This window comes from Pseudomonas sp. P65(2024) (genome assembly GCF_057480955.1).
On record NZ_JBLIYX010000011.1, the window covers coordinates 99,960 to 121,981 of the forward strand.

Annotated in this window: 22 protein-coding genes; 15 read left to right on the top strand and 7 right to left on the bottom strand. The window is 65.1% G+C overall.

Features of this window, described 5'->3' with window-relative positions:
- Positions 1–4 precede the first annotated feature (4 nt).
- The gene (locus tag AC25MA_RS16300) at positions 5–595 is read left to right on the top strand and encodes an LON peptidase substrate-binding domain-containing protein (RefSeq protein ID WP_486972213.1); all 591 of its coding nucleotides are present in this window, start codon (positions 5–7) and stop codon (positions 593–595) included.
- 35 nt (positions 596–630) lie between these two features.
- Here the strand turns inward: AC25MA_RS16300 and AC25MA_RS16305 are convergent, their stop codons facing one another.
- Both AC25MA_RS16305 and AC25MA_RS16310 read right to left on the bottom strand, forming a co-directional pair.
- A complete protein-coding gene (locus tag AC25MA_RS16305; protein ID WP_486972214.1) occupies positions 631–1,947 on the bottom strand; it encodes a bifunctional DedA family/phosphatase PAP2 family protein in 1,317 nt (438 codons plus the stop codon).
- Between the two features lie 3 nt (positions 1,948–1,950).
- On the bottom strand, positions 1,951–2,643 hold the full coding sequence (locus AC25MA_RS16310; RefSeq protein ID WP_069016293.1) for a DNA-3-methyladenine glycosylase: 693 nt from the start codon (positions 2,641–2,643) through the stop codon (positions 1,951–1,953).
- 295 nt (positions 2,644–2,938) lie between these two features.
- On the opposite strand from AC25MA_RS16310, the gene AC25MA_RS16315 reads away from it, so the two are divergent.
- The 13 genes from AC25MA_RS16315 (at position 2,939) to AC25MA_RS16375 (ending at position 15,379) form a co-directional block, all read left to right on the top strand.
- Positions 2,939–4,210: a glutamate-5-semialdehyde dehydrogenase gene (locus AC25MA_RS16315; protein WP_069016292.1), complete on the top strand. Its 1,272-nt coding sequence runs from the start codon at positions 2,939–2,941 to the stop codon at positions 4,208–4,210.
- A 1-nt stretch (position 4,211) separates the two neighbouring features.
- Positions 4,212–4,871 carry a nicotinate-nucleotide adenylyltransferase gene (gene nadD / locus AC25MA_RS16320; protein WP_028690384.1) on the top strand — a complete coding sequence of 220 codons (660 nt, stop codon included), beginning with the start codon at positions 4,212–4,214 and terminating at the stop codon, positions 4,869–4,871.
- Positions 4,872–4,915: 44 nt separating this feature from the next.
- Positions 4,916–5,335 carry a ribosome silencing factor gene (gene rsfS, locus AC25MA_RS16325; protein WP_028690385.1) on the top strand — a complete coding sequence of 140 codons (420 nt, stop codon included), beginning with the start codon at positions 4,916–4,918 and terminating at the stop codon, positions 5,333–5,335.
- 9 nt (positions 5,336–5,344) lie between these two features.
- Complete coding sequence (gene rlmH, locus AC25MA_RS16330) at positions 5,345–5,812, top strand: 23S rRNA (pseudouridine(1915)-N(3))-methyltransferase RlmH (RefSeq protein ID WP_023631106.1); 468 nt, start codon at positions 5,345–5,347, stop codon at positions 5,810–5,812.
- A 17-nt stretch (positions 5,813–5,829) separates the two neighbouring features.
- Entirely contained in the window at positions 5,830–7,728 is a 1,899-nt protein-coding gene (gene mrdA / locus AC25MA_RS16335) for a penicillin-binding protein 2 (RefSeq protein ID WP_046857281.1), read from the top strand.
- A gap of 38 nt (positions 7,729–7,766) precedes the next feature.
- Positions 7,767–8,870, top strand: a complete 1,104-nt coding sequence (gene rodA, locus AC25MA_RS16340; protein ID WP_051555660.1) for a rod shape-determining protein RodA — start codon at positions 7,767–7,769, stop codon at positions 8,868–8,870.
- 17 nt (positions 8,871–8,887) lie between these two features.
- Positions 8,888–9,898: a lytic murein transglycosylase B gene (gene mltB, locus AC25MA_RS16345; protein WP_028690388.1), complete on the top strand. Its 1,011-nt coding sequence runs from the start codon at positions 8,888–8,890 to the stop codon at positions 9,896–9,898.
- Positions 9,899–10,897 carry a septal ring lytic transglycosylase RlpA family protein gene (locus tag AC25MA_RS16350; protein WP_028690389.1) on the top strand — a complete coding sequence of 333 codons (999 nt, stop codon included), beginning with the start codon at positions 9,899–9,901 and terminating at the stop codon, positions 10,895–10,897.
- Between the two features lie 265 nt (positions 10,898–11,162).
- Positions 11,163–12,323: a D-alanyl-D-alanine carboxypeptidase family protein gene (locus AC25MA_RS16355; RefSeq protein WP_062361950.1), complete on the top strand. Its 1,161-nt coding sequence runs from the start codon at positions 11,163–11,165 to the stop codon at positions 12,321–12,323.
- 73 nt (positions 12,324–12,396) lie between these two features.
- Positions 12,397–12,672: a DUF493 domain-containing protein gene (locus tag AC25MA_RS16360; protein WP_011535839.1), complete on the top strand. Its 276-nt coding sequence runs from the start codon at positions 12,397–12,399 to the stop codon at positions 12,670–12,672.
- Positions 12,672–13,319: a lipoyl(octanoyl) transferase LipB gene (gene lipB / locus AC25MA_RS16365; protein ID WP_028690391.1), complete on the top strand. Its 648-nt coding sequence runs from the start codon at positions 12,672–12,674 to the stop codon at positions 13,317–13,319. The genes AC25MA_RS16360 and lipB overlap by 1 nt, the downstream gene beginning before the upstream one ends.
- A 2-nt stretch (positions 13,320–13,321) precedes the next feature.
- Complete coding sequence (gene lipA / locus AC25MA_RS16370) at positions 13,322–14,338, top strand: lipoyl synthase (RefSeq protein ID WP_028690392.1); 1,017 nt, start codon at positions 13,322–13,324, stop codon at positions 14,336–14,338.
- A 102-nt stretch (positions 14,339–14,440) separates the two neighbouring features.
- Positions 14,441–15,379, top strand: coding sequence for a S66 peptidase family protein (locus AC25MA_RS16375; RefSeq protein ID WP_028690393.1), 939 nt, complete (start codon positions 14,441–14,443; stop codon positions 15,377–15,379).
- 72 nt (positions 15,380–15,451) lie between these two features.
- On the opposite strand, the gene AC25MA_RS16380 is transcribed toward AC25MA_RS16375, so the two are convergent.
- The 5 genes from AC25MA_RS16380 to leuS all read right to left on the bottom strand — a co-directional run bounded on the left by AC25MA_RS16380 (position 15,452) and on the right by leuS (position 21,443).
- Complete coding sequence (locus AC25MA_RS16380) at positions 15,452–16,765, bottom strand: lytic murein transglycosylase (protein ID WP_028690394.1); 1,314 nt, start codon at positions 16,763–16,765, stop codon at positions 15,452–15,454.
- A 61-nt stretch (positions 16,766–16,826) separates the two neighbouring features.
- Entirely contained in the window at positions 16,827–16,991 is a 165-nt protein-coding gene (arfA, locus tag AC25MA_RS16385) for an alternative ribosome rescue factor ArfA (protein ID WP_028690395.1), read from the bottom strand.
- A gap of 102 nt (positions 16,992–17,093) precedes the next feature.
- Complete coding sequence (gene holA / locus AC25MA_RS16390; protein WP_062361957.1) at positions 17,094–18,131, bottom strand: DNA polymerase III subunit delta; 1,038 nt, start codon at positions 18,129–18,131, stop codon at positions 17,094–17,096.
- A gap of 37 nt (positions 18,132–18,168) precedes the next feature.
- Positions 18,169–18,774, bottom strand: a complete 606-nt coding sequence (locus tag AC25MA_RS16395; RefSeq protein WP_028690397.1) for an LPS-assembly lipoprotein LptE — start codon at positions 18,772–18,774, stop codon at positions 18,169–18,171.
- Positions 18,775–18,836: 62 nt separating this feature from the next.
- A complete protein-coding gene (gene leuS, locus AC25MA_RS16400) occupies positions 18,837–21,443 on the bottom strand; it encodes a leucine--tRNA ligase (RefSeq protein WP_028690398.1) in 2,607 nt (868 codons plus the stop codon).
- A gap of 240 nt (positions 21,444–21,683) precedes the next feature.
- Here leuS and AC25MA_RS16405 point away from each other — a divergent pair, with 240 nt between their 5' ends.
- Positions 21,684–21,998, top strand: coding sequence for a hypothetical protein (locus AC25MA_RS16405; RefSeq protein ID WP_028690399.1), 315 nt, complete (start codon positions 21,684–21,686; stop codon positions 21,996–21,998).
- Positions 21,999–22,022 lie beyond the last annotated feature (24 nt).

Genomic DNA, 22,022 nt, shown 5'->3' on the forward strand with positions numbered 1-22,022 from the left:
CGAGATGACGTTACCGCTGTTTCCCCTCAATACCGTGCTGTTCCCCGGTTGCCTGCTCGACCTGCAGATCTTCGAGGTGCGCTACCTGGACATGATCGGCCGCTGCATGAAGCAGGGTGCCGGTTTCGGCGTGGTGTGCATCCTTGAAGGCGAGCAGGTGGGCAAGGCACCGCCGGTGGTGGCCTCGCTCGGCTGCGAGGCGCTGATCCGCGATTTCGTGCAGCAGGACAACGGCCTGCTGGGTATTCGCGTCGAGGGCGTGCGGCGGTTTCGTGTCGAACAGACCGAGGTGCAGAAGGACCAGCTGATGCTCGCCGAGGTGCAATGGCTGGCGGACCTGGCGGACAGCCCGTTGGTGGAGCAGGACGACGACCTGCTGGCCTTGCTGCTGGCGTTGGGCGAGCACCCGATGGTCGAGGCGCTGGACATGCCGCGCGACGTGGACGGGCGCCAGTCGCTGGGCAACCAGCTGGCGTACCTGCTGCCGTTCATGGAAGAGGACAAGCTCGACCTGCTGGCCATCGATTCGCCACAGCTGAGGCTGGAGGCGATCCAGGCGCTGCTCGAGCGGATCCAGGGCGAGTTGTTCGCCTGAGCTGCCCAAGCCCGCTCCAACACCTCGCGAGTGCATCAGTACTGGTAACGCAACAACGCCTTTGGCAGTGCATGCAGGGCAAAGAACGCCAGCAACGCGACGCAGGCCGGCAGCACCAGCCACCACACCCGTTGCGGCAGCGCCACCAGCGGTTGGCGATGCTGTACCAGGGTCAGGCTCGCCGCGCACACGCAGCACGCCAGCAGTGCCCCGGCCAGGATGTCGGTCGGCCAGTGCGCCCCGAGGTACACCCGCGACAAGGCGATCGCCAGTGCCGGCAGGCAGCCCAGCATGACCCAGGTCAGGCGCATGCGCGGTGGCTGCCCGCGACCGGCCAGTACCGCCAGCACCAGGAAGAAGGCGAAGGATGCCGAGCTGTGGCCGCTGGGCATGCTGTAACTGGTCAGCGGATCGACCAGCACTTCGGGGCGGGCGCGGGCGAACAGCCATTTCAAGGTGCCATTGGCGGCGGCGGTGCCGATCAGCGTCGCCCCGGCGAACAAGGCATGGCGCCATTGCCGGGCCAGCAGCAGCAGGCCGGTGAGCAGGCCGCCCAGGAAGAACTGGGTGCGGAAGTCGCCCAGGCGGGTGATCAGCACCACGGCGCCGTCGATGACCTGGCTGCGGTGTTCCTGGACCAGGGTCATCACGCCCTGGTCGAGCTCGTTCAGGTATGGCCAGCCGATGAACAACGCCGCCACGGCCAGGCCGCTGAGGGCGGCGATCAGGCGTGTGCCATGGCGCTGGTCGCGGATGCTGGTGCTCAGGCTCAGGCCAATCAGTACCGCCAGGGTGCCGACGACGATTCCGGCGTCCAGCCAGAACCCTTCCGGCAGTGGCAGGCGCATGGCCGCGCCGGTGGCCCAGCCCGGTAGCAGGTAGGCCACCGACCAGCCGGCGCCGGCCACCAGGCTCACGGCGATGAAGCGCGGCAGCGGCATGTCGAACATGCCGGCAACCATCGGCAGCATCGGCCGTAGCGGGCCGATGAAGCGGCCGACCAGCAGGCTGGCGATGCCGTAGCGCTGGAAGTACGCCTCGGCGCTGCCGATCCACTGCGGGTGGCTGCGCAGCAGCGGCAGGCGGCGGATGTTCTGGTGGAAGTACTTGCCGATGCCATAGGAGATCGCATCGCCCAGCACGCCGCCGAGGAAGCCCAGCAGCAACGTCTCGCCGAGGCTGAAAGCACCGCTGCCGGCCAGCACGGCGACGGCGAACAGCAGCACGGTGCCGGGCACGATGATGCCGGCGATGGCCAGGCATTCAACGCAGGCCACGATGAAGATGGCCAGGCCCAGCCACTGCGGGTTGGCGCCAAGCCAGGCGGTCAGGCTGTCCAGCCATTGGCCCATGGTTCAGTTTCCTTGTTCGAGCATGAAGAAGTCTTTCCCTTCGACCTGGCCGCGGCGCAGCGGGTTTCGGGTGCAGAAGCGCGCGTAGTCGGCATCGACGAAGCGGTAGGGCAGGTGTTCATCGCGGCCGTGGGGGATGCCCAGGCGGGTGGTCTGGATCACCCTCGGCACCTGTATGGCGCAGTCCTCGACATACAGGCGCTCGGGGTCGAAGCGCCGGGCGTCCCAGTGCGGCACCTTCAGGCCCATGGCCCGGCACAGCAAGGTCTGGCCGTTGCACAGACGCTCGGGAGGGCGCAGGTTGCCGCTGGCGTCGGGATTGTTCAGTTGCATCCGGGCCAGGCTGTTAGCGTCGGACATGGCGTCGGTCCACGGGTAGGCGGACTTGATCAGCACCGCGTTGCCTGGGCCGTGGGCGCTGAAGTTCAGCGAGTCGCCGCCACGGGCGTAGTACATGTAGATGTGCCCGCCGTCGAGGAACAGCGCCTTGCGCTTCTCGGTGAAGCCCAGGGAGGCGTGGCTGCCCTTGTCGGTCAGGTAGTAGGCCTCGGTCTCGATGATCCGCGCCGCCAGCCAGAGATCGCCGTGGCGATGGCGGATGACCTTGCCCAGCAGCTCGCGGGCGAGGGTCTGGGCATCGCGGTCGAAGAAGCTGTCGGGCAAGGCCCGGGCCGGGCAGGGGGCTGGAGCGGACATACGCACGGTTCGTGGCTGTGAAGGCGGCGATGATAGCAATGAATGGCTTAATCGAGGCTGAATCAGATTGACGCCATGGCAGGGCATTTCCGCTTCCGCCATCGGGCTGCATGCCCCAAAGGGCGTGGGCGCCGGCTTTCTCCTTGCTGGGGTTGGGGTGTTTTTCGATACGGGTGGTTACATCTTTCCTACACATTCCTTCCAGCATTTTCTACCATCCGCCACCCGCCGCTGGGCGTACCCGAGCGCTCCAGTTATAATCAGCCGATTTCCCCTTTGCCAAGACATCGAGCCCATGACCGAGTCCGTTCTTGACTACATGACCCGCCTGGGTCGCGCCGCCCGTGAGGCCTCGCGGGTGATCGGCCGTGCCAGCACCGCGCAGAAGAACCGCGCCCTGCAGGCCGCCGCCGACGCCCTCGACGCGGCCCGCGACGCGCTCACCGCAGCCAACGAACAGGACTTGGCCAACGGTCGCAAGAACGGCCTGGAGCCGGCGCTGCTCGACCGCCTGGCACTCACCCCCGCACGCATCGACGGCATGATCACCGGCCTGCGCCAGGTGGCCAGCCTGCCGGACCCGGTCGGCGCCATCCGCGACATGAGCTACCGTCCGTCGGGCATCCAGGTCGGCAAGATGCGCGTGCCGCTGGGTGTCATCGGCATCATCTACGAGTCGCGCCCCAACGTGACCATCGACGCCGCCAGCCTGTGCCTGAAGTCGGGCAACGCCACCATTCTGCGTGGCGGCTCCGAGGCCATCCACTCCAACCGCGCCATCGCCACCTGCATCCAGCGTGGCCTGGCCGAGGCCGGCCTGCCGCCGGCGGTGGTGCAGGTGGTCGAGACCACCGACCGTGAGGCCGTGGGCGCGCTGATCAGCATGCCGGAGTTCGTCGACGTGATCGTCCCGCGCGGCGGTCGTGGCCTGATCGAGCGCATCAGTCGCGATGCCCGGGTGCCAGTGATCAAGCACCTGGACGGCATCTGCCATGTCTTCGTCGATGCCCACGCCGACCTGGACAAGGCCTGGCGCGTGGCTTTCAACGCCAAGACCTACCGCTACGGCATCTGCGGCGCCATGGAAACCCTGCTGGTTGACCAGGCCGTGGCTGAGCGCTTCCTGCCGGAAATGGCCCGCCGCTTTCACGACAAGGGCGTCGAGCTGCGCGGCTGCGAGCGCACCCGGGCGATCATCGACGCCAAGCCGGCCAGCGAAGACGACTGGCACACCGAATACCTCGACGCGATCCTGTCGATCCGCGTTGTCGACGGTCTGGAGCAGGCCATCGAGCACATCAACCACTACGGTTCGCACCACACCGACGCGATCATCACCGAGCACCAGGGGCAGTCCCGGCGTTTCATCGCCGAGGTCGACTCGGCATCGGTCATGCTCAACACCCCGACCTGCTTCGCCGACGGCTTCGAGTACGGCCTGGGCGCGGAGATCGGCATCTCCACCGACAAGCTGCACGCCCGCGGCCCGGTCGGCCTGGAAGGCCTGACCTGCGAGAAGTACGTGGTGATCGGTGACGGCCAGCTGCGCGGCCAGGAGTCGTGCTGAGTTGAGCAACGCGGTGGCAGTCCGGCGTATCGGCATTCTCGGCGGGACCTTCGACCCGGTGCATATCGGCCACCTGCGCAGCGCGCTGGAAGTGGCCGAGTTCATGCGCCTCGACGAACTGCGCCTGCTGCCCAACGCCCGCCCGCCGCACCGCGACACGCCGCAGGTGTCGGCCCAGGACCGCCTGGCCATGGTGCGTAGTGCCGTGCAGGGCGTCGAGCGCCTGAGCGTGGATGACCGCGAGCTGGCCCGCGACAAGCCGTCGTACACCATCGACACCCTTGAATCGATCCGTGCGCAGCTGCACGCGCACGACCAGTTGTTCCTGGTGCTGGGTTGGGACGCGTTCTGCGGCCTGCCCAGCTGGCATCGCTGGGAAGAACTGCTGCAACACTGTCACATCCTGGTGCTGCAACGCCCGGATGCCGATGTCGAACCCCCCGACGCGCTGCGCAACTTGCTGGCGGCGCGCTCGGAGAGCGATCCCACCGCCATGTCCGGCCCGGCGGGGCACATTTCGTTCGTCTGGCAGACCCCGCTCGCGGTGTCCGCCACACAGATCCGACAGCTGCTGGCCAGCGGCAAGTCGGCGCGGTTCCTGGTGCCGGACGCAGTACTGGCCTATATCGAGGCACACGACCTGTATCGTGTGTCCAACTGACGGCGCCCGCTGGCGCCTCAATCAATGAGTTGAACGAGTTTTATATGACCAAGCAGAAAATTTACGGCGAAGAACTGGTCGCAGTGACCAAGGCCGCGCTGGAAGACGTCAAGGCCCAGGACATCCAGGTCATCGACGTGCGCGAAAAGCACAGCCTGACCGACTACATGATCATTGCCACCGGTACCTCCAACCGCCAGATCAACGCCATGGCGGAAAAGGTCCGTGAGGCGGTCAAGGCCAAGGGCGCTCAACCGCTGGGCGAAGAAGGCAAGGGCGACAGTGATTGGGTGCTGCTGGACCTCAACGACGTCATCGTCCACATGATGACCGCCGCTGCCCGCCAGTTCTACGACCTGGAGCGCCTGTGGCAGGGTGCCGAGCAAAGCCGTGCCGCCGATGGCAAGCACCACAGCCCGGAACACGCCCACGAGTATTCCGAGAAGCTCAAGGACCGGGAATAAGGAAGCGCCGTGCGTCTGCGTCTGATCGCGGTCGGCTCGCGCATGCCCAAGTGGGTCGAGGAAGGCTGGCATGAGTATGCCAAGCGCCTGCCCCCGGAGCTTGCGCTGGAGCTGGTGGAAATCCCGCTGAACACCCGCGGCAAGAATGCCGATGTCGCCCGCCTGATCCGTCAGGAGGGCGAGGCGATGCTGAGCAAGGTGCAGCCTGGGGAACGCATCGTCACCCTCGAGGTCCATGGCAAGCCCTGGAGCACCGAGCAACTGGCGGGCGAGCTGGACCGTTGGCGCCTGGATGCGCGCACGGTCAACCTGATGGTGGGCGGCCCGGAGGGGCTGGCGCCGGAGGTCTGCGCGCGCAGCGAACAGCGCTGGTCGCTGTCGCCGCTGACGTTGCCGCACCCATTGGTAAGGATACTCATCGGCGAGCAGATCTACCGCGCCTGGACCGTGTTGTCCGGGCATCCCTACCACAAATGAACCTGTAAGCCTGTCCGATGCCGCAGCAGATCCGCCTCAAGGACCACGAGAAAGACGCCCGCCTGGTGCGCAACCGCGTTGTCGTGGGCGCCGTGGCGGTGGTGCTGCTCGTCTGCGTGCTGATCGCCCGGCTGTATTACCTGCAGGTCATCCAGTACGACTATCACTCGACGCTTTCGGAGAACAACCGGGTGCATGTGCAGCCGATTCCGCCGACCCGAGGGCTGATTTTCGACCGTAACGGTGTGGTGGTGGCGGACAACCGCCCCAGCTTCAGCCTGGTGATGACCCGCGAGCGCGCCGGCAATGCCGGCAAATGGCAAGACGTGCTGGATGTGATCGTCGAAGTGCTCGAACTCACCCCCGACGACCGTGCCCTGTTCGAGAAGCGCATGAAACAGGGGCGTCGGCCATTCGAGCCGGTGCCGATCCTGTTCGAGTTGAACGAGGAGCAGATTGCCCGCATCGCGGTCAACCAGTTCCGCTTGCCCGGCGTGGAAGTGGCGGCGCAACTGGTTCGCCATTATCCCCAGGGTGCGCATTTCGCCCATTCGGTGGGCTATGTCGGACGGATCAACGAGAAGGAACTCAAGACCCTCGACCCGGTGAACTACAGCGGCACCCACCACATCGGCAAGACCGGCATCGAACGCTTCTACGAAGACGAGTTGCATGGCCAGGTGGGCTACGAGGAAGTCGAGACCAACGCCCGTGGCCGCGTGCTGCGAGTGCTCAAGCGCACCGACCCGAAGCCTGGCAAGGACATCGTGCTGAGTCTGGACATCAAGCTGCAGGAGGCTGCCGAGCAGGCTCTGGGCGGGCGCCGTGGCGCCATCGTCGCCCTCGATCCGCGCACCGGCGAAGTGCTGGCCATGGTCAGCCAGCCGAGCTTCGACCCCAACCTGTTCGTCACCGGCATCGGCTTCAAGGCTTACGCCGAACTGCGCGATTCGATCGACCGGCCACTGTTCAACCGCGTGCTGCGCGGCCTCTACCCGCCAGGCTCGACCATCAAGCCGGCGGTGGCGATCGCCGGTCTGGACAGCGGCGTGGTGACGGCGGGCAGCCGGGTGTTCGACCCGGGCTACTACCAACTGCCCAACTACGATCACAAATACCGCAACTGGAACCGCACCGGCGATGGCTGGGTCGATCTGGATGTGGCGATCATGCGATCAAACGACACGTACTTCTACGATCTTGCACACAAGATGGGGATCGATCGGTTGTCCAGCTACATGAACAAGTTCGGTATCGGGCAGAAGGTCGCCCTGGACATGTTCGAGGAGTCGCCCGGGTTGATGCCTTCCCGTGAATGGAAGCGCGCCACCCGCCGCCAAGCCTGGTTCCCCGGCGAAACCCTGATCCTCGGCATCGGCCAGGGCTATATGCAGACCACGCCGCTGCAGTTGGCCCAGGCCACCGCGCTGATTGCCAACAAAGGCGTGTGGAACCGTCCACACCTGGCCAAGACCATCGAAGGCCAGCCCCCAGTGGACGAGAACCCCATGGAAAACATCGTCCTGCGCGACAAGTCGGACTGGGCCAGGGTCACTCACGGCATGGAGCAGGTGATGCACGGCGCCCGCGGCACCGCTCGCAAGGCCGCCATTGGTTCGCAGTACCGCATCGCCGGCAAGAGCGGTACCGCTCAGGTGGTGGCGATCAAGCAGGGGGAGAAGTACGACCGCAACAAACTCCAGGAACGCCACCGCGACCATGCGCTGTTCGTCGCCTTTGCCCCGGCCGACGATCCGCGGATCGTGGTCTCGGTGATGGTCGAGAACGGCGAGTCCGGCTCCGGCGTCGCCGCCCCCGTGGTGCGCCAGGTCATGGATGCCTGGCTGCTTGACGAGAACGGCCGGCTCAAGCCCGAGTTCGCCCCTGCCACAGTCGCCCAGGAATCGGCCCCGTGAAGAACAACTTCGACCGCATGCTCTCCAGCGAGGACGTGATGCGCAGGCGCGCCAGCTTCCTGCAGCGCATTCATATCGACGGCCCCTTGCTGCTCATCCTGCTGACGCTCGCCGCTGGCAGCCTGTTCGTGCTGTATTCGGCCAGCGGCAAGAACTGGGACCTGTTGATGAAGCAGGCCAGCTCGTTCGGCATCGGCCTGGTGTCGATGTTCATCATCGCCCAGCTCGAGCCGCGCTTCATGGCGCGCTGGGTGCCGCTGGCCTACCTGGCCGGGGTGTTCCTGCTGGTCGTGGTGGACGTCATGGGCCACAACGCCATGGGCGCGACGCGCTGGATCAACATTCCCGGGGTGATCCGCTTCCAGCCCTCGGAATTCATGAAGATCATCATGCCGGCGACCATCGCCTGGTACCTGTCCAAGCGCACCTTGCCGCCTCACCTCAAGCATGTGGCGATCAGCCTGGTCCTGATTGGCGTGCCGTTCATCCTCATCGTGCGCCAGCCGGACCTGGGCACGGCGCTGTTGATCCTCGCCTCCGGCGCTTTCGTGCTGTTCATGGGCGGGCTGCGCTGGCGCTGGATCGTCAGCGTGATCGCCGCGGCGGTGCCGGTGGCGGTGGCGATGTGGTTCTTCGTCATGCACGACTACCAGAAGCAGCGCGTACTGACCTTTCTCGACCCGGAAAGCGACCCGCTGGGCACCGGCTGGAACATCATCCAGTCCAAGGCGGCGATCGGTTCGGGCGGGGTGTTTGGCAAGGGCTGGCTGCTGGGCACCCAGTCGCACCTGGACTTCCTGCCGGAAAGCCACACCGACTTCATCATCGCCGTGCTCGGCGAGGAGTTCGGCCTGGTCGGCATCTGTCTGCTGCTGCTGATCTACATCCTGCTGATTGGCCGCGGGCTGATGATCACGGCCCAGGCCCAGACCCTGTTCGGCAAGCTGCTCGCGGGCAGCCTGACCATGACCTTCTTTGTTTATGTGTTCGTCAATATCGGTATGGTCAGCGGCCTCCTGCCCGTGGTGGGCGTGCCGCTGCCCTTCATCAGCTATGGCGGAACTTCGTTGGTGACGCTGCTGTCAGCGTTTGGCGTTCTCATGTCGATCCATACGCACCGCAAGTGGATTGCACAGGTTTGAAAAAGGTGAAGAATTTCATGCAAGCAGTGCGTGGCTGGGCTGCCCGCCTGGCGCCGTGGTTCGGCGCGATGGGGCTGTTCGGCGCAATCCAGCAGGCCAATGCCGGCGACTACGATGGCTCGCCGCAGGTGGCCGAGTTCGTTGGCGAGATGACCCGCGACTACGGCTTTGCCGGGGAGCAGCTGATGGGCGTGTTCCGCGAGGTGCAACGCAAGCAGGCGATCCTCGACGCGATTTCGCGGCCGGCCGAGCGCGTCAAACCGTGGAAGGAGTACCGCCCGATGTTCATCACCGACGCGCGCATCGCCCGCGGTGTGGACTTCTGGCGCCAGCACGAAGCCGTGCTGGCCCGCGCCGAGCAGGAATACGGTGTGCCGGCGCAATACATCGTCGCGATCATCGGCGTGGAGACCTTCTTCGGCCGCAACACCGGCAACTACCGGGTAATCGATGCCCTGTCCACGCTCGGTTTCGACTACCCGCCGCGGGCCGAATTCTTCCGCAAGGAGCTACGCGAGTTCCTCCTGCTGGCCCGCGAGGAACAGCTCGATCCGCTTACGCTCAAAGGCTCCTACGCCGGCGCCATGGGCCTGCCGCAGTTCATGCCGAGTAGCTTCCGCGCCTATGCCGTGGACTTCGACGGCGACGGCCACATCAATATCTGGAACAACCCGGACGATGCCATCGGCAGTGTCGCCAGCTACTTCAAGCGCCACGGCTGGGTGCCCGGGGAGCCTGTGGTCAGCCGCGCCGACGTGGCCGGCGCGCGGGCCGACGAAGGCCTGACCACCGGCATCGAGCCGACCAGGACTGTCGCGCAGTTGCGGGCGCTGGGCTGGTCGGGTCATGATGCGTTGCGCGATGATCTGCCGGTCACCGCCTTCCGCCTGGAAGGCGCGGATGGCCCCGAGTACTGGATGGGCCTGAAAAACTTCTACGCGATCACTCGCTACAACCGCAGCGTGATGTATGCCATGGCGGTGCATCAGCTTTCGGAACAGCTGGTTCTGGCACGGGGCGTCAAGTAAATGCGCGAACTCTTCACCGTCAATACCGCAAAACTGCTCACCTGCGTCGCCGTCGGCCTGGTACTGGCCAGTTGCTCGTCGAGCCGGCCCTCCACCCCGCAGAGCGGCAACACCGTGCGTGCGCAGCCGGGCCTGGACATCAACCGCGCGCACAAGGACGGCGCGCCTTGGTGGGATGTGGACGTGAACAAGATCCCCGACGCCACGCCGACCGTGCATACCGGCAACTACAAGGCCAACCCCTACACGGTGCTGGGCAAGACCTACTACCCGATGCAGGACTCGCGCAACTACCGCGCCGAGGGTACTGCCTCCTGGTACGGCACCAAGTTCCATGGGCAGAACACCGCCAACGGTGAGCTGTACGACCTGTATGGCATGAGCGCGGCGCACAAGACCCTGCCGCTGCCGGCCTACGTGCGGGTGACCAACTTGGCCAACGGCCGTAGCGTGATCCTGCGGGTCAATGACCGTGGCCCGTTCTACTCCGACCGCATCATCGACCTGTCCTACGCCGCGGCCAAGAAGCTCGGCTATGCCGAGATCGGCACTGCCCATGTACGCGTCGAAGGCATCGATCCGCAGCAATGGTGGGCCCAGCGTGGCCAGCAGCCGCCGATGGTGCTCAAGGAGCCGCAGGTGGCCCAGGCCCAGCCGCTTCCTGCCAGCACCGGTCGGGTCGAGCAGTGGACCCCGCCGCCGCAACAGCACGCGGCGCCGGTGGTGCCGGTGCAGGTGGGTGGCAACAACGTGCCGAACGCCAGCGGTGGCAGCATCCTGCAAGTGGGCGCGTTTGCCAACCCGGATGCTGCCGAGTTGCTGCGCTCGAAGCTGAGCACCATGGTCAGCGCACCGGTGTTCATCAGCTCGGTGGTGCGCAACCAGCAGACCTTGCACCGGGTGCGCCTGGGGCCGATCAACAGCCAGGGTGAGATCCAGCAGGCGCAGGACAGCATTCGCCTGGCCAATCTCGGCCAGGCCAAGGTCGTCACTGATTGAGAGCAATCGCGGGGCAAGCCCGCTCCCACGTTCCGCCTTGCAGATGGCGTGGGAGCGGGCTTGCCCCGCGATGAATCGACACGCCGACCTGTCGGTTTGTTCATGAATTGCCGGGCAATGACATGTACAATGCCCGCTTTTGCCCGCAGCGGCATTACGTCGCACTGTCGGGCCAGGCCATCGGCCATAAAACTAGACTGACGGGGCGCTGGGCAAACGAACTTGCCCACGGAACATCAGACCATTAGCGATTTACGAGAGACGGATGAACATCACCAACCTTGCCAAACGACTTTGCCTGCCCGTTCTGCTGATGATCATGCCCGCTGCGTTCGCAGCGGAGCAGATGATGCCGGCACCACCGCAACTGGCCGCCAAGTCCTATGTACTGATGGACGCGTCCAGCGGCAACGTGCTGGTCGAGAACAACGGTGACGAACGCCTGCCGCCGGCCAGCCTGACCAAGCTGATGACCGCCTACATCGCCACCCTCGACATCCGTCGCGGTCAGATCGGCGAGAACGACCCGGTGACCGTCAGCGAGAACGCCTGGCGTACCGGCGGTTCGCGCATGTTCATCAAGGTCGGCAGCCAGGTGACCGTCAGCGACCTGCTGCACGGCATCATCATCCAGTCTGGCAACGATGCCTCGGTCGCCCTGTCCGAGCACATCGCCGGCAGCGAAGACGCCTTCGCCGACATGATGAACAAGACCGCCGCCGACCTGGGCATGGCCAACAGCCACTTCATGAACCCGACCGGCCTGCCGAACCCGGAGCACTACTCCTCGGCCCACGACATGGCCCTGCTGGCGCGCGCGATCATCAACGAAGATCCGGCGCACTACGCCATCTACTCGCAGAAAGAGTTCTTCTGGAACAACATCAAGCAGCCTAACCGCAACCTGCTGCTGTGGCGCGACAAGACCGTCGATGGCCTGAAGACTGGCCACACCGACGAAGCCGGCTACTGCATGGTCGCCTCGGCAGTGCGTGACGGCCAGCGCCTGATCGCCGTGGTGTTCGGCACCAACAGCGAGCAGTCCCGCGCCGCCGAGACCCAGAAGCTGCTGACCTACGGTTTCCGCTTCTTCGAAACCCAGACCTTCTACCAGAAAGGTACCGAGCTGACCCAGGCCCAGGTATGGAAAGGCGCGACCAATCAGGTGAAAGCCGGCCTGGCCAACGACCTGACCATGACCATGCCTAAAGGCCAATTGAAACGCCTCCAGGCTTCGATGACCATGAATCCGCAACTGACCGCTCCAATCGCCAAAGGTGACGTGATCGGCAAAGTGGAAGTCAAACTGGACGAGAAAGTGGTTCACAGCGCTGACCTCATCGCCCTCGACGGCGTGGAGGAAGCTGGTTTCTTCGGCCGTATGTGGGATAGCATCCGCCTGTTCTTCTACGGTTTGTTCAACTGATACGTGACCTGCACGCCCCCGTGAACCAGGCGGGGGCGATGTTGCTGCCACGGCTTACGAGGCCGTTTCCGCCATGAGCGAAGAAGACGTCAAGTCGCACAAGATCGAATTCCCCTGCGAGGACTACCCGATCAAGGTGATCGGCGACACCGTTGTCGGTTTCCGCGACACCGTGATCGAGATCCTCAGCAAGCACGCCAAGGTCGACCTGTCGACCCTGGCCGAGCGCCAGAGCAAGGAAGGCAAGTACACCACGGTACAACTGCATATCGTTGCCGAGAGCGAGAACCAGCTGCACGACATCAACAGTGCCCTGCGTGCCACCGGCATCGTGAAAATGGTGCTGTGATGTCCGGTGTGCTCGGTATTCGCGATCTTGGCCTGCAGCCCTATGAACCGGTGCTGGAGGCCATGCGCCGCTTTACCGAGCAACGCGGCCCGGACAGCCAGGACGAAGTCTGGCTGGTCGAGCACCCGCCGGTATTCACCCAGGGCCAGGCCGGCAAGGCCGAGCACCTGCTGATCCCGGGGGAAATCCCGGTGGTGCAGACTGACCGCGGCGGCCAGGTCACCTACCACGGCCCCGGCCAACTGGTGGCCTACCTGCTGTTGGATGTGCGGCGCCTGAGCATCGGCGTGCGCGAGCTGGTCAGCCGCATCGAGCAGACGCTCATCGACCTGCTCGCCAGCTACGGTGTGCAGGCCGCGGCCAAGCCCGATGCCCCGGGCGTCTACGTCGATGGCGCGAAGATCGCGTCCCTTGGCCTTCGAATTCGCAACGGTCGTTCCTTCCACGGCCTTGCCCTGAACGTGGACATGGACCTTGCGCCATTCCGCCGAATCAACCCCTGTGGGTATGCGGGGCTGGCCATGACCCAGCTGCGTGACCTGGCAGGCCCGATCGAACTCGACGAGGTCAGGACAAGGCTGCGCGGACAGCTGGTCAGGCACCTCGACTATGCTGAGCAGACGACCCTCACGGGCGGAATCGACTGATTATGACAACTGTGCAAGAAGCCGTGCCGAACCTGATCCCCACGCAAGACGTGACTCCGCGCCCTGCGCCCAAAAAAGTCGAGGCCGGCGTGAAACTGCGCGGCGCCGAGAAGGTGGCGCGCATCCCGGTGAAAATCATCCCCACCGAAGAGCTGCCGAAAAAGCCCGACTGGATTCGCGTACGCATCCCGGTTTCGCCGGAGGTCGACCGCATCAAGCAACTGCTGCGCAAGCACAAGCTGCACAGCGTGTGCGAAGAGGCCTCCTGCCCGAACCTGGGCGAGTGCTTCTCCGGCGGCACCGCGACCTTCATGATCATGGGCGACATCTGCACCCGCCGCTGCCCGTTCTGCGACGTTGGCCACGGCCGTCCGAAGCCCCTGGACCTGGACGAGCCGAAGAACCTGGCCATCGCCATCGCCGACTTGCGTCTGAAGTACGTGGTGATCACCTCGGTGGACCGCGACGACCTGCGTGACGGCGGTGCCCAGCACTTCGCCGACTGCATCCGCGAAATCCGTGCGCTGTCGCCGGGCGTCCAGCTGGAAACCCTGGTACCGGACTACCGTGGGCGCATGGACGTGGCGCTGGAAATCACCGCGCAGACCCCGCCGGACGTGTTCAACCACAACCTCGAGACCGTGCCGCGCCTGTACAAGGCCGCGCGTCCTGGCTCGGACTACGACTGGTCGCTGGACCTGCTGCAGAAGTTCAAGCAGATGGTCCCGCACGTGCCGACCAAGTCCGGCCTGATGCTGGGCCTGGGCGAGACCGACGACGAGGTGATCGAGGTCATGCACCGGATGCGCGAGCACGACATCGACATGCTGACCCTCGGCCAGTACCTGCAGCCGTCGCGCAACCACCTGCCGGTACAGCGCTTCGTGCACCCGGACACCTTCGCCTGGTTCGCCGAGGAAGGTTACAAGATGGGCTTCAAGAACGTCGCCTCCGGCCCGCTGGTGCGCTCGTCGTACCACGCCGATCAGCAGGCCCACGAAGCCAAGATCAAGCTCTGAACCGGGCTTGAGCGGGACATGCCGATGCGCGCCGGAAGGCGGCATCGGCATTTTTGTTTTTGAGCGATCTGTTTCAAGCGACAAGCTGCAAGGAGTGGCGCGATGAACTGCCTGGAAACTGCTGAATACCTGTTGCCCAAGGCCTTGCCTGACAACGCCTGCTTCGCCATCGTCGCACCGGCTGGGCCGGCGCGGCTGGATACCGACAAGGCCCGTCAATGGTTCGAAGAGCGTGGTCAGCAATGCCGCATCTACCCTGGAGTGCTGCAGGCGGACGGTTACCTTGCCGGCGGCGACGAGCAGCGCCTGCGCGACCTGCACGATGCGTTCAGTGCCCCGGATATCGACGCCATCCTGTGCATGCGCGGCGGTTACGGCAGCATGCGCCTGCTGGACCGCATCGACTTCGAACTGATCCGTCGCCATCCCAAGCCGTTGGTAGGTTACAGCGACATCACCGCCCTGCATTCGGCGCTCAACCGACATGCCGGGATGCTGGCCTTCCATGGCGCCATGCTCAATGCCGACCTGCTGGGGGGCAAGCTTGAGCCGACCGTCAGCTCACTGTTCGGGCAATTGCGGGGGCGTCTGGGGGCGGGCGATGCTATTGGCCATCCTGTCGAGTTCCCGCTCACCAGCGTGGTGCCCGGGGCTGCCAGCGGGCGTCTGGTGGGTGGCAACCTGTCGCTGCTCGGTGCCACGCTGGGGACGCTGGCGCAAGTCGATACCCAGGACAGCATCCTGTTTATCGAGGACGTCAACGAGCCGCTCTACCGTGTCGACCGGCTACTGACCCAGCTGCGCCTGGCCGGCAAGCTGGAAGGGGTGCGAGGAGTGCTGGTGGGGGACTTTGCCGGGATCACGGTGGCGGCGTTGACGCCGCTGCTGTTGGATATCTTCGGTCCGCTCGGGGTGCCGGTGCTGGCCGGGTGGCGCAGTGGGCACTGTGATCCGAATGTGTGCTTGCCGTTGGGTGCAAAAGTGCGGCTGGATGCCGAAGAGCAGAGTCTGGTGCTGTTGCAGGATCTGTTCAGGGGTTGAGATCGCTTGGGCTGCTTGGCAGCCCAATTCGGTCTGTACCGCGAATGGGGCGCAGAGCGCCCCCGCGTTCCTCTAGCGACGCAGGCTATCGAGCAGCTTGTGCGTCGGATACCCATCCGCTGGCCAACCCTGCGCCTGCTGGGCAGTGCGGATCGCCTTGCGGGTATTGGCGCCGATGATCCCATCCGGATTGCCTGCTTCATGCCCCTTGGCATTGAGCAAGGTCTGCAGCTCGATTCGTTCGCTGCGGCTCAATGGCAGGTCTTCTTTCGGCCAGCTGCCGGCAATGAACCCCCACCCGTAGAAGCGATCTCCCAGCAGGCTGACCGCCAGCGCGTAGGACGACGAATTGTTGTACTTGAGGATGGCGCGGAAGTTGTCCAGCACCAGGAACGCCGGCCCACGGGCGCCCGCAGGCAGCAGCAGGGCGGCGGACAGCTGGCTGCTGCCGGCGGGCAGCGTGGTACCGGCAGGCAGTTTCACGCCCAGCTGCAGCCATTCGCTGACACTCTTGCGCTGGCTGCCATCGGCCAGCCAGTAGTCGAAGCCGGCGGGCACCTGCACTTCGAAGCCCCAAGGCTGGCCACGCTTCCAGCCGGACGCCTGCAGGTAGTGCGCGGTGGATGCCAGGGCGTCGGCGGTGCTGTTCCAGATGTCGCGGCGGCCGTCACCGTCGAAGTCCACCGCGTGGGTAAGATAGGTGGTCGGGATGAACTGGGTCTGACCCATGGCGCCGGCCCAGGAGCCGCGCATCGCGTCGGGCTGGATGTCGCCGTTCTGCAGGATCTGCAGGGCGGCGATCAGCTGGTCCTGGGCGAACTGTGGGCGGCGGCCCTCATAGGCCAGGGTGGCCAGTGAGCGGATCACCGACTTGCTGCCCTGGAACTGGCCGAAGTTGCTTTCCATGCCCCATACCGAGACCAGGACCTGGCGATCGACACCGTAGCGCTGCTCGATGCGGGCCAGCAGCTCGGCATTTTGCTCGAGCAGTTTCTTGCCGTTGCGCACGCGCAGTGGCGACAGGGCGCCGTCCAGGTATTCCCAGACCGGGCGGGTGAACTCGGGCTGGCTGCGGTCGGCCTTGATCACGTCCATGTCCGGGGTGACGCCGAGGAAGGCGCGGTCGAACAGGTTGGCACTGATACCGGCCTGCAGGGCTTGCTGGCGGAAGCCGGCCTGCCATTGGGCGAAGGTCTGCAGGGGCTGGATTTCACTGCTTGCCTCGGGCGCGGTGCCGGGCAGGGTGACGACGGGAGCGGGCTGGGCGGGCGCCAGCGGCAGGGCGTCGGCGGCGGTGGGTTTCTCGGCGCAGGCGACGAGCAGGATGAAGCTTGTGGCCGCGATCAGCTGGCGGGGTTGCCAGCGGAGAGTGAGACGAGAGGGCATGCACGGATCCAGAATTGCAGGTCAGGTGCCGACCATACCATGCCTGCGCATTTCATGCCTTTCATGCCGCCATAAAGCAGGAAGCCTCCCAATCTCTCGATTGGAAGGCTTCGCGGCGGTAGCTGCCTTTGCCTTTTTCCGGCCGTTCCTGGCGGCAGCGGAACAGCGGTTGGGCGACGATGGACTTGGCCTTGTTGGGGCCGTGCTTTTTCGGCTTCTTGCTCATGGCGGGTTCCCGGTCTGGGTGGATGGCGGGCGCACTTTAGGCCTGTCGCGCTACGTGAGCCAATTGATTGTGTTTATGGCGGCGGACTGCCCGCGATGCGCTTTATTCGGCAGGCAGTGCCAAGCGCTGTCCGGCCATGAGCAGGGACAAGCGAGCCAGGCTGGTCCACGGCGAGCCCTCGGCCTGTCCCTTGATCTGCGCATCGATACGCTGGGCATCCTGCAGCAGCATGGCCCAGCGCTGCGCGGAGAGGCGCTGCAAGGCCTTGCTCACCAACGGACGACGTTTGTCCCACACCGGCGGGCGGGCCTGGCTGAATGCCTTGTCCAGCGGTACGCCCTGGCTGAACTGCTGTGCAAGCCCCGCCAGCAGGCGCAGCTCGCGGGCCAGGGCCCAGAGAATCACCGGCGGCTCCACGCCTTCGCCGCGCAACCCTTCGAGCATGCGCAAGGCATGGGCCGCCTCGCCGTTGAGAATGGCGTCAACCAGACCGAAGACATCAAAACGGGCACTGTCGGCGACGGCGGCCTGGACGGTCTCCACGGTGATCTGGTTGCCTTCGGCCAGCAGCTTGAGCTTTTCGATCTCCTGGGCGGCCGCCAGCAGGTTGCCCTCGACCCGAGCGGCAATCAGGTCGACAGCATCACGCTGGGCTGACAGGCCGGCCTGTGACAGGCGCTGGTTGATCCACTGCGGTAACTGCTGGGCGTCCACCGGCCAGATCTGTATGAACTGACAGTGCGCGCCTTCGATCAGCGCCTTGCCCCACTTGGTCTTCTGCGCGCTGCCGTCGAGCTTGGGCAGGCTGATCAGCAGCAGTGTGTCTTCGGCCGGATTGGCGCAGTATTCCATTAGCGCGGCGGCGCCCTTGTCGCCGGGCTTGCCCGAGGGCAGGCGCAGTTCCAGCAATCGGCGCTGGGCAAAGAGCGACAGGCTGGCGCCGGCCAGCAGCAGGTTGCCCCAGTCGAAATTGGCGTCGGCGCTGAACACCTGGCGTTCGTCATAGCCCTGCTGGCGCGCGGCGCTGCGGATGGCGTCGGCGGCTTCCTGGCACAGCAGCGGATCGTCGCCGCTGACGATATAGACAGGCGCCAACGGGCCTTGCAGGTGTTTGCTGAGTTGGGCGGGCGCGAGCTTCATGGGGAGAGGCGGGGCACCTCAGGTGCCCCGTTCAGGCTCAGGGAGCCGGGACTTCCAGTGGCGATTGCTGGGGTGTCTCGTCCTGGATGCGCTGGGCTTCCTGCAGGGCGCGGGCCTCGGCTTTGGCGCGCTCGTCAGCCTTGCGCTGAAGGTCGTCCAGACGTGCCGGGGTAAGCTGCTGCAGGCGAACCATCATGCCCTGCACCAGGTCGCGACGCATTTCCTGGCGGACCTGCGCTGCCTCCTGGCCTGAGCCGTTGATGTTGTTGCCGTCATACACGTAGTACTTTTGCACTTGCAGCTTGTCTTCCAGCAGCACGGTGTCGTTCTGGCCTTCGACCACATAGTTCAGCACGGTGGTCAGCTCGTATTCGGCCGAGCGGTTACCGCCCGTGTAGGTCGCAGCGCGCTGGGTCTCCTGCTCATTGGTAAGCACGAGCTTGTATGGTGCACCGGCGTAGACCTTCACGCCGCTGTTCTGCAGCGTGCGGCGCAGTTGGGTGACGGTTTCGCCATAGGCGTTGCGTGCGCTGAGGTCCAGTTCCTTGATGGTCAGCTCGGTGGTGCCTGTGCCGCGCAGCTGGAAACCGCAGGCGCTGAGCAGGACAGCCAGGCCCATTACCAGCAGATTGCGTTTGATCATGTGTGTAGCTCCCTCGTGGACCGATTACGCCCGCCTGCAGGGTGTGCAGGCGGGCGTTGCCATCAGTTGGCGACGATGTTGACCAGTTTGCCCGGTACGACGATGACCTTGCGGATGGTCAGGCCGTCGGTGAAGCGCAGGACGTTCTCGTTGCTGCGGGCGGCGGCTTCGATGTCCTCGCGGCTGGCGGCGGCCGGCATTTCGACCTGGCCACGCAGCTTGCCGTTGACCTGCACCACCAGGGTCACGGTGTCCTGCACCAGGGCGCTTTCGTCGACGGTCGGCCAGGCCGCGTCGATCGCCGCCTGATCATGGCCCAGCGCCTTCCACAGCTCGTGGGAGATGTGCGGGGTGATCGGTGCCAGCAGCAGGGTGACGGCCTCGAGGCCTTCGTGCAGCAGCGCGCGGTCCTGGGCGGTGGCCTGTGGGGCCTTTTCCAGCACGTTCATCACGGTCATCACCTGGGCGATGGCGGTATTGAACTTGTGGTACTGGCCCACGTCGGTGCTGGCCTGCTTGATGGCGGCGTGGATGGCGCGGCGGATGACCTTCTGCTCGTCGCTCAGGGCGGCGATGTCCAGCGGGCCCGGCAGGCCCTGGGCCACATGGGCCTGGGCCAGGCGCCAGACGCGGCGCAGGAAGCGGCTGGCACCCTCGACGCCGGAGTCGGACCACTCCAGGCTCATGTCGGGCGGCGAGGCGAACATCATGAACAGGCGGCAGGTATCGGCGCCGTACTGCTCGATCATCGATTGCGGGTCGACGCCGTTGTTCTTCGACTTCGACATCTTCTCGGTGCCGCCGATTTCCACCGGCAGGCCGTCGGTCTTCAGGCGCGCGCCGATGATCTTGGCCTTGGCGTCACGCTCGACCTCGACGTCGGCCGGGTTGAACCAGTCCTTGCCACCGTTGCTGGCGACACGGTAGTAGGTTTCGGCGACGACCATGCCCTGGGTCAGCAGGTTCTTGAACGGCTCGTTGGAGGTCACCAGGCCTTCGTCGCGCATCAGCTTGTGGAAGAAGCGCGCGTACAGCAGGTGCAGGATTGCGTGTTCGATACCGCCGATATACTGGTCCACCGGCAGCCAGTGGTTGGCGGCTTTGGGGTCGACCAGGCCCTTGTCGTAGTTCGGCGAGGCGTAGCGGGCGAAGTACCAGGACGACTCCACGAAGGTGTCCATGGTGTCGGTTTCGCGCTTGGCCGCGGTGCCGCATTTCGGGCAGGTGCACTCATAGAATTCGGGCATACGCGCCAGCGGCGAGCCGGCGCCGTCTGGGACAACGTTTTCCGGCAGGGTGACGGGCAGCTGGTCTTCCGGCACAGGTACGTCGCCGCAGGACGGGCAGTGGATGATCGGGATCGGGCAGCCCCAGTAGCGCTGGCGGCTGATGCCCCAGTCGCGCAGGCGGAACTGGGTGCGCGACTTGCCCAGGTCCTTGCGGATCAGCGCGGCCTCGATGGCGTCGAAGGCGCCCTGGAAGTCCAGGCCGTCGAACTCGCCGGAGTTGATCAGCTGGCCATGCTCGCCGTAGGCGGCCAGCCACTCGCTGCCGACTTCGTCGCCGACGCTGGTGCGCACCACTGCCTTGACCGGCAGGTTGTACTTGTGGGCGAACTCGAAGTCGCGCTCGTCATGGGCCGGCACGGCCATGACCGCGCCGTCGCCGTAGTGCATCAATACGTAGTTGGCGACCCACACCGGCAGTTTTTCGCCGGTCAGCGGGTGCTCGACGAACAGGGAAGTGGCCATGCCTTTCTTCTCCTGCGTGGCCATGTCGGCCTCGGCGACGCTGCCGCTCTTGCACTCGTCGATGAACGCCTGCAGCGCCGGGTTGCCCTGGGCGGCCTGGGTGGCCAGCGGGTGTTCGGCGGCGACGGCCACGTAGGTCGCGCCCATCAGGGTGTCCGGGCGGGTGGTGAAGACCTTCAGGGTGCCCGGGTGACCGATGCTGGCCTGGTCGTACGGGAACTGCACCTCCATGCCGCGGGACTTGCCGATCCAGTTGCGCTGCATGGTCTTGACCTGCTCGGGCCAGCCCGGCAGCTCATCGAGGCTTTCCAGCAACTCGTCGGCGTAGTCGGTGATGCGGAAGTAGTACATCGGGATTTCGCGCTTCTCGATCAGCGCGCCCGAACGCCAACCACGGCCGTCGATGACCTGCTCGTTGGCCAGTACGGTCTGGTCCGCCGGGTCCCAGTTCACGGTGCCGTTCTTGCGGTAGATGATGCCCTTCTCGAACAGGCGGGTGAACAGCCACTGCTCCCAGCGGTAGTAGTCCGGCTTGCAGGTGGTGACTTCACGCGACCAGTCGATGGCCAGACCCAGGCTCTTGAGCTGGGTCTTCATGTAGTCGATGTTCTCGTAGGTCCACTTGGCCGGGGCGACGTTGTTCTTCATCGCGGCGTTTTCCGCCGGCATGCCGAAAGCGTCCCAGCCCATCGGTTGCAGGACGTTCTTGCCCAGCATGCGCTGGTAGCGGGCGATCACGTCACCGATGGTGTAGTTGCGCACGTGGCCCATGTGTAGCTTGCCGCTCGGGTACGGGAACATCGATAGGCAGTAGTACGTGTCTTTGCCTGGCTGTTCGGTGACAGCGAACGATTGTTGCTCGTCCCAGGCATTCTGGGCGGCGGCTTCTACATCACGGGGCGTGTATTGTTCGTGCATGGCTACTTTGTATTGAGAGGAATAAGAGACATGTTCCAGGCAGCTCGACCTCGCTGCGTCCGGCACTCCGGTATCTTATGAGAGTGAACGCCGTAGCATACATGAGCGCCGCGCGTCGTGGGAAACCCTGATTGCATTGCCCGTCGCCCGGGCCGTTGGTCGCGGCGCCCGGTCGCTTTTGCGAGTGACGCTAAGCTCATCTGTGGGGGGAGATATTCTTACCTTCAATGAGGTGAACGGATGGGAGAGTCGCAACTAACCGCAAACAAGCCGGAGCTATATGAACGCCTGATCGACCGCCTTGGCCTGGCACTGGAAGTGGCCAGGACCTCGGTGCGATTGCGCGACGAGATGCCTGCCGAACTGGAGTTGCGTGGCCTGAGTCATGCCGAGTTCGAGGTCATCAAGGCCTATCTGGAAACCCTTCCGGAGAGCCGTTTTGCCAGTGCCGGTGCCTACCCGCAACCGGAGCCTTCCTCGGCCAGGATCGTCTGGCTCAAGGACCGCAAGCGCTCCGGCGCTCCAGCCAGCTCCAGGACGTTGCCGTTCCGATAGCCGTTCAGGGTTGCAGGCGCGGAT

Excerpts from the sequence above, each read along its gene's own strand:
- AC25MA_RS16300 (WP_486972213.1), top strand. The coding sequence starts at position 5 with ATGACGTTACCGCTGTTTCCCCTCAATACCGTGCTGTTCCCCGGTTGC.
- AC25MA_RS16305 (WP_486972214.1), bottom strand. The coding sequence starts at position 1,947 with ATGGGCCAATGGCTGGACAGCCTGACCGCCTGGCTTGGCGCCAACCCG.
- AC25MA_RS16310 (WP_069016293.1), bottom strand. The coding sequence starts at position 2,643 with ATGTCCGCTCCAGCCCCCTGCCCGGCCCGGGCCTTGCCCGACAGCTTC.
- AC25MA_RS16315 (WP_069016292.1), top strand. The coding sequence starts at position 2,939 with ATGACCGAGTCCGTTCTTGACTACATGACCCGCCTGGGTCGCGCCGCC.
- rsfS (WP_028690385.1), top strand. The coding sequence starts at position 4,916 with ATGACCAAGCAGAAAATTTACGGCGAAGAACTGGTCGCAGTGACCAAG.
- mrdA (WP_046857281.1), top strand. The coding sequence starts at position 5,830 with ATGCCGCAGCAGATCCGCCTCAAGGACCACGAGAAAGACGCCCGCCTG.
- rodA (WP_051555660.1), top strand. The coding sequence starts at position 7,767 with ATGCGCAGGCGCGCCAGCTTCCTGCAGCGCATTCATATCGACGGCCCC.
- mltB (WP_028690388.1), top strand. The coding sequence starts at position 8,888 with ATGCAAGCAGTGCGTGGCTGGGCTGCCCGCCTGGCGCCGTGGTTCGGC.
- AC25MA_RS16350 (WP_028690389.1), top strand. The coding sequence starts at position 9,899 with ATGCGCGAACTCTTCACCGTCAATACCGCAAAACTGCTCACCTGCGTC.
- AC25MA_RS16355 (WP_062361950.1), top strand. The coding sequence starts at position 11,163 with ATGAACATCACCAACCTTGCCAAACGACTTTGCCTGCCCGTTCTGCTG.
- AC25MA_RS16360 (WP_011535839.1), top strand. The coding sequence starts at position 12,397 with ATGAGCGAAGAAGACGTCAAGTCGCACAAGATCGAATTCCCCTGCGAG.
- lipB (WP_028690391.1), top strand. The coding sequence starts at position 12,672 with ATGTCCGGTGTGCTCGGTATTCGCGATCTTGGCCTGCAGCCCTATGAA.
- lipA (WP_028690392.1), top strand. The coding sequence starts at position 13,322 with ATGACAACTGTGCAAGAAGCCGTGCCGAACCTGATCCCCACGCAAGAC.
- AC25MA_RS16375 (WP_028690393.1), top strand. The coding sequence starts at position 14,441 with ATGAACTGCCTGGAAACTGCTGAATACCTGTTGCCCAAGGCCTTGCCT.
- AC25MA_RS16380 (WP_028690394.1), bottom strand. The coding sequence starts at position 16,765 with ATGCCCTCTCGTCTCACTCTCCGCTGGCAACCCCGCCAGCTGATCGCG.
- arfA (WP_028690395.1), bottom strand. The coding sequence starts at position 16,991 with ATGAGCAAGAAGCCGAAAAAGCACGGCCCCAACAAGGCCAAGTCCATC.
- holA (WP_062361957.1), bottom strand. The coding sequence starts at position 18,131 with ATGAAGCTCGCGCCCGCCCAACTCAGCAAACACCTGCAAGGCCCGTTG.
- AC25MA_RS16395 (WP_028690397.1), bottom strand. The coding sequence starts at position 18,774 with ATGATCAAACGCAATCTGCTGGTAATGGGCCTGGCTGTCCTGCTCAGC.
- leuS (WP_028690398.1), bottom strand. The coding sequence starts at position 21,443 with ATGCACGAACAATACACGCCCCGTGATGTAGAAGCCGCCGCCCAGAAT.
- AC25MA_RS16405 (WP_028690399.1), top strand. The coding sequence starts at position 21,684 with ATGGGAGAGTCGCAACTAACCGCAAACAAGCCGGAGCTATATGAACGC.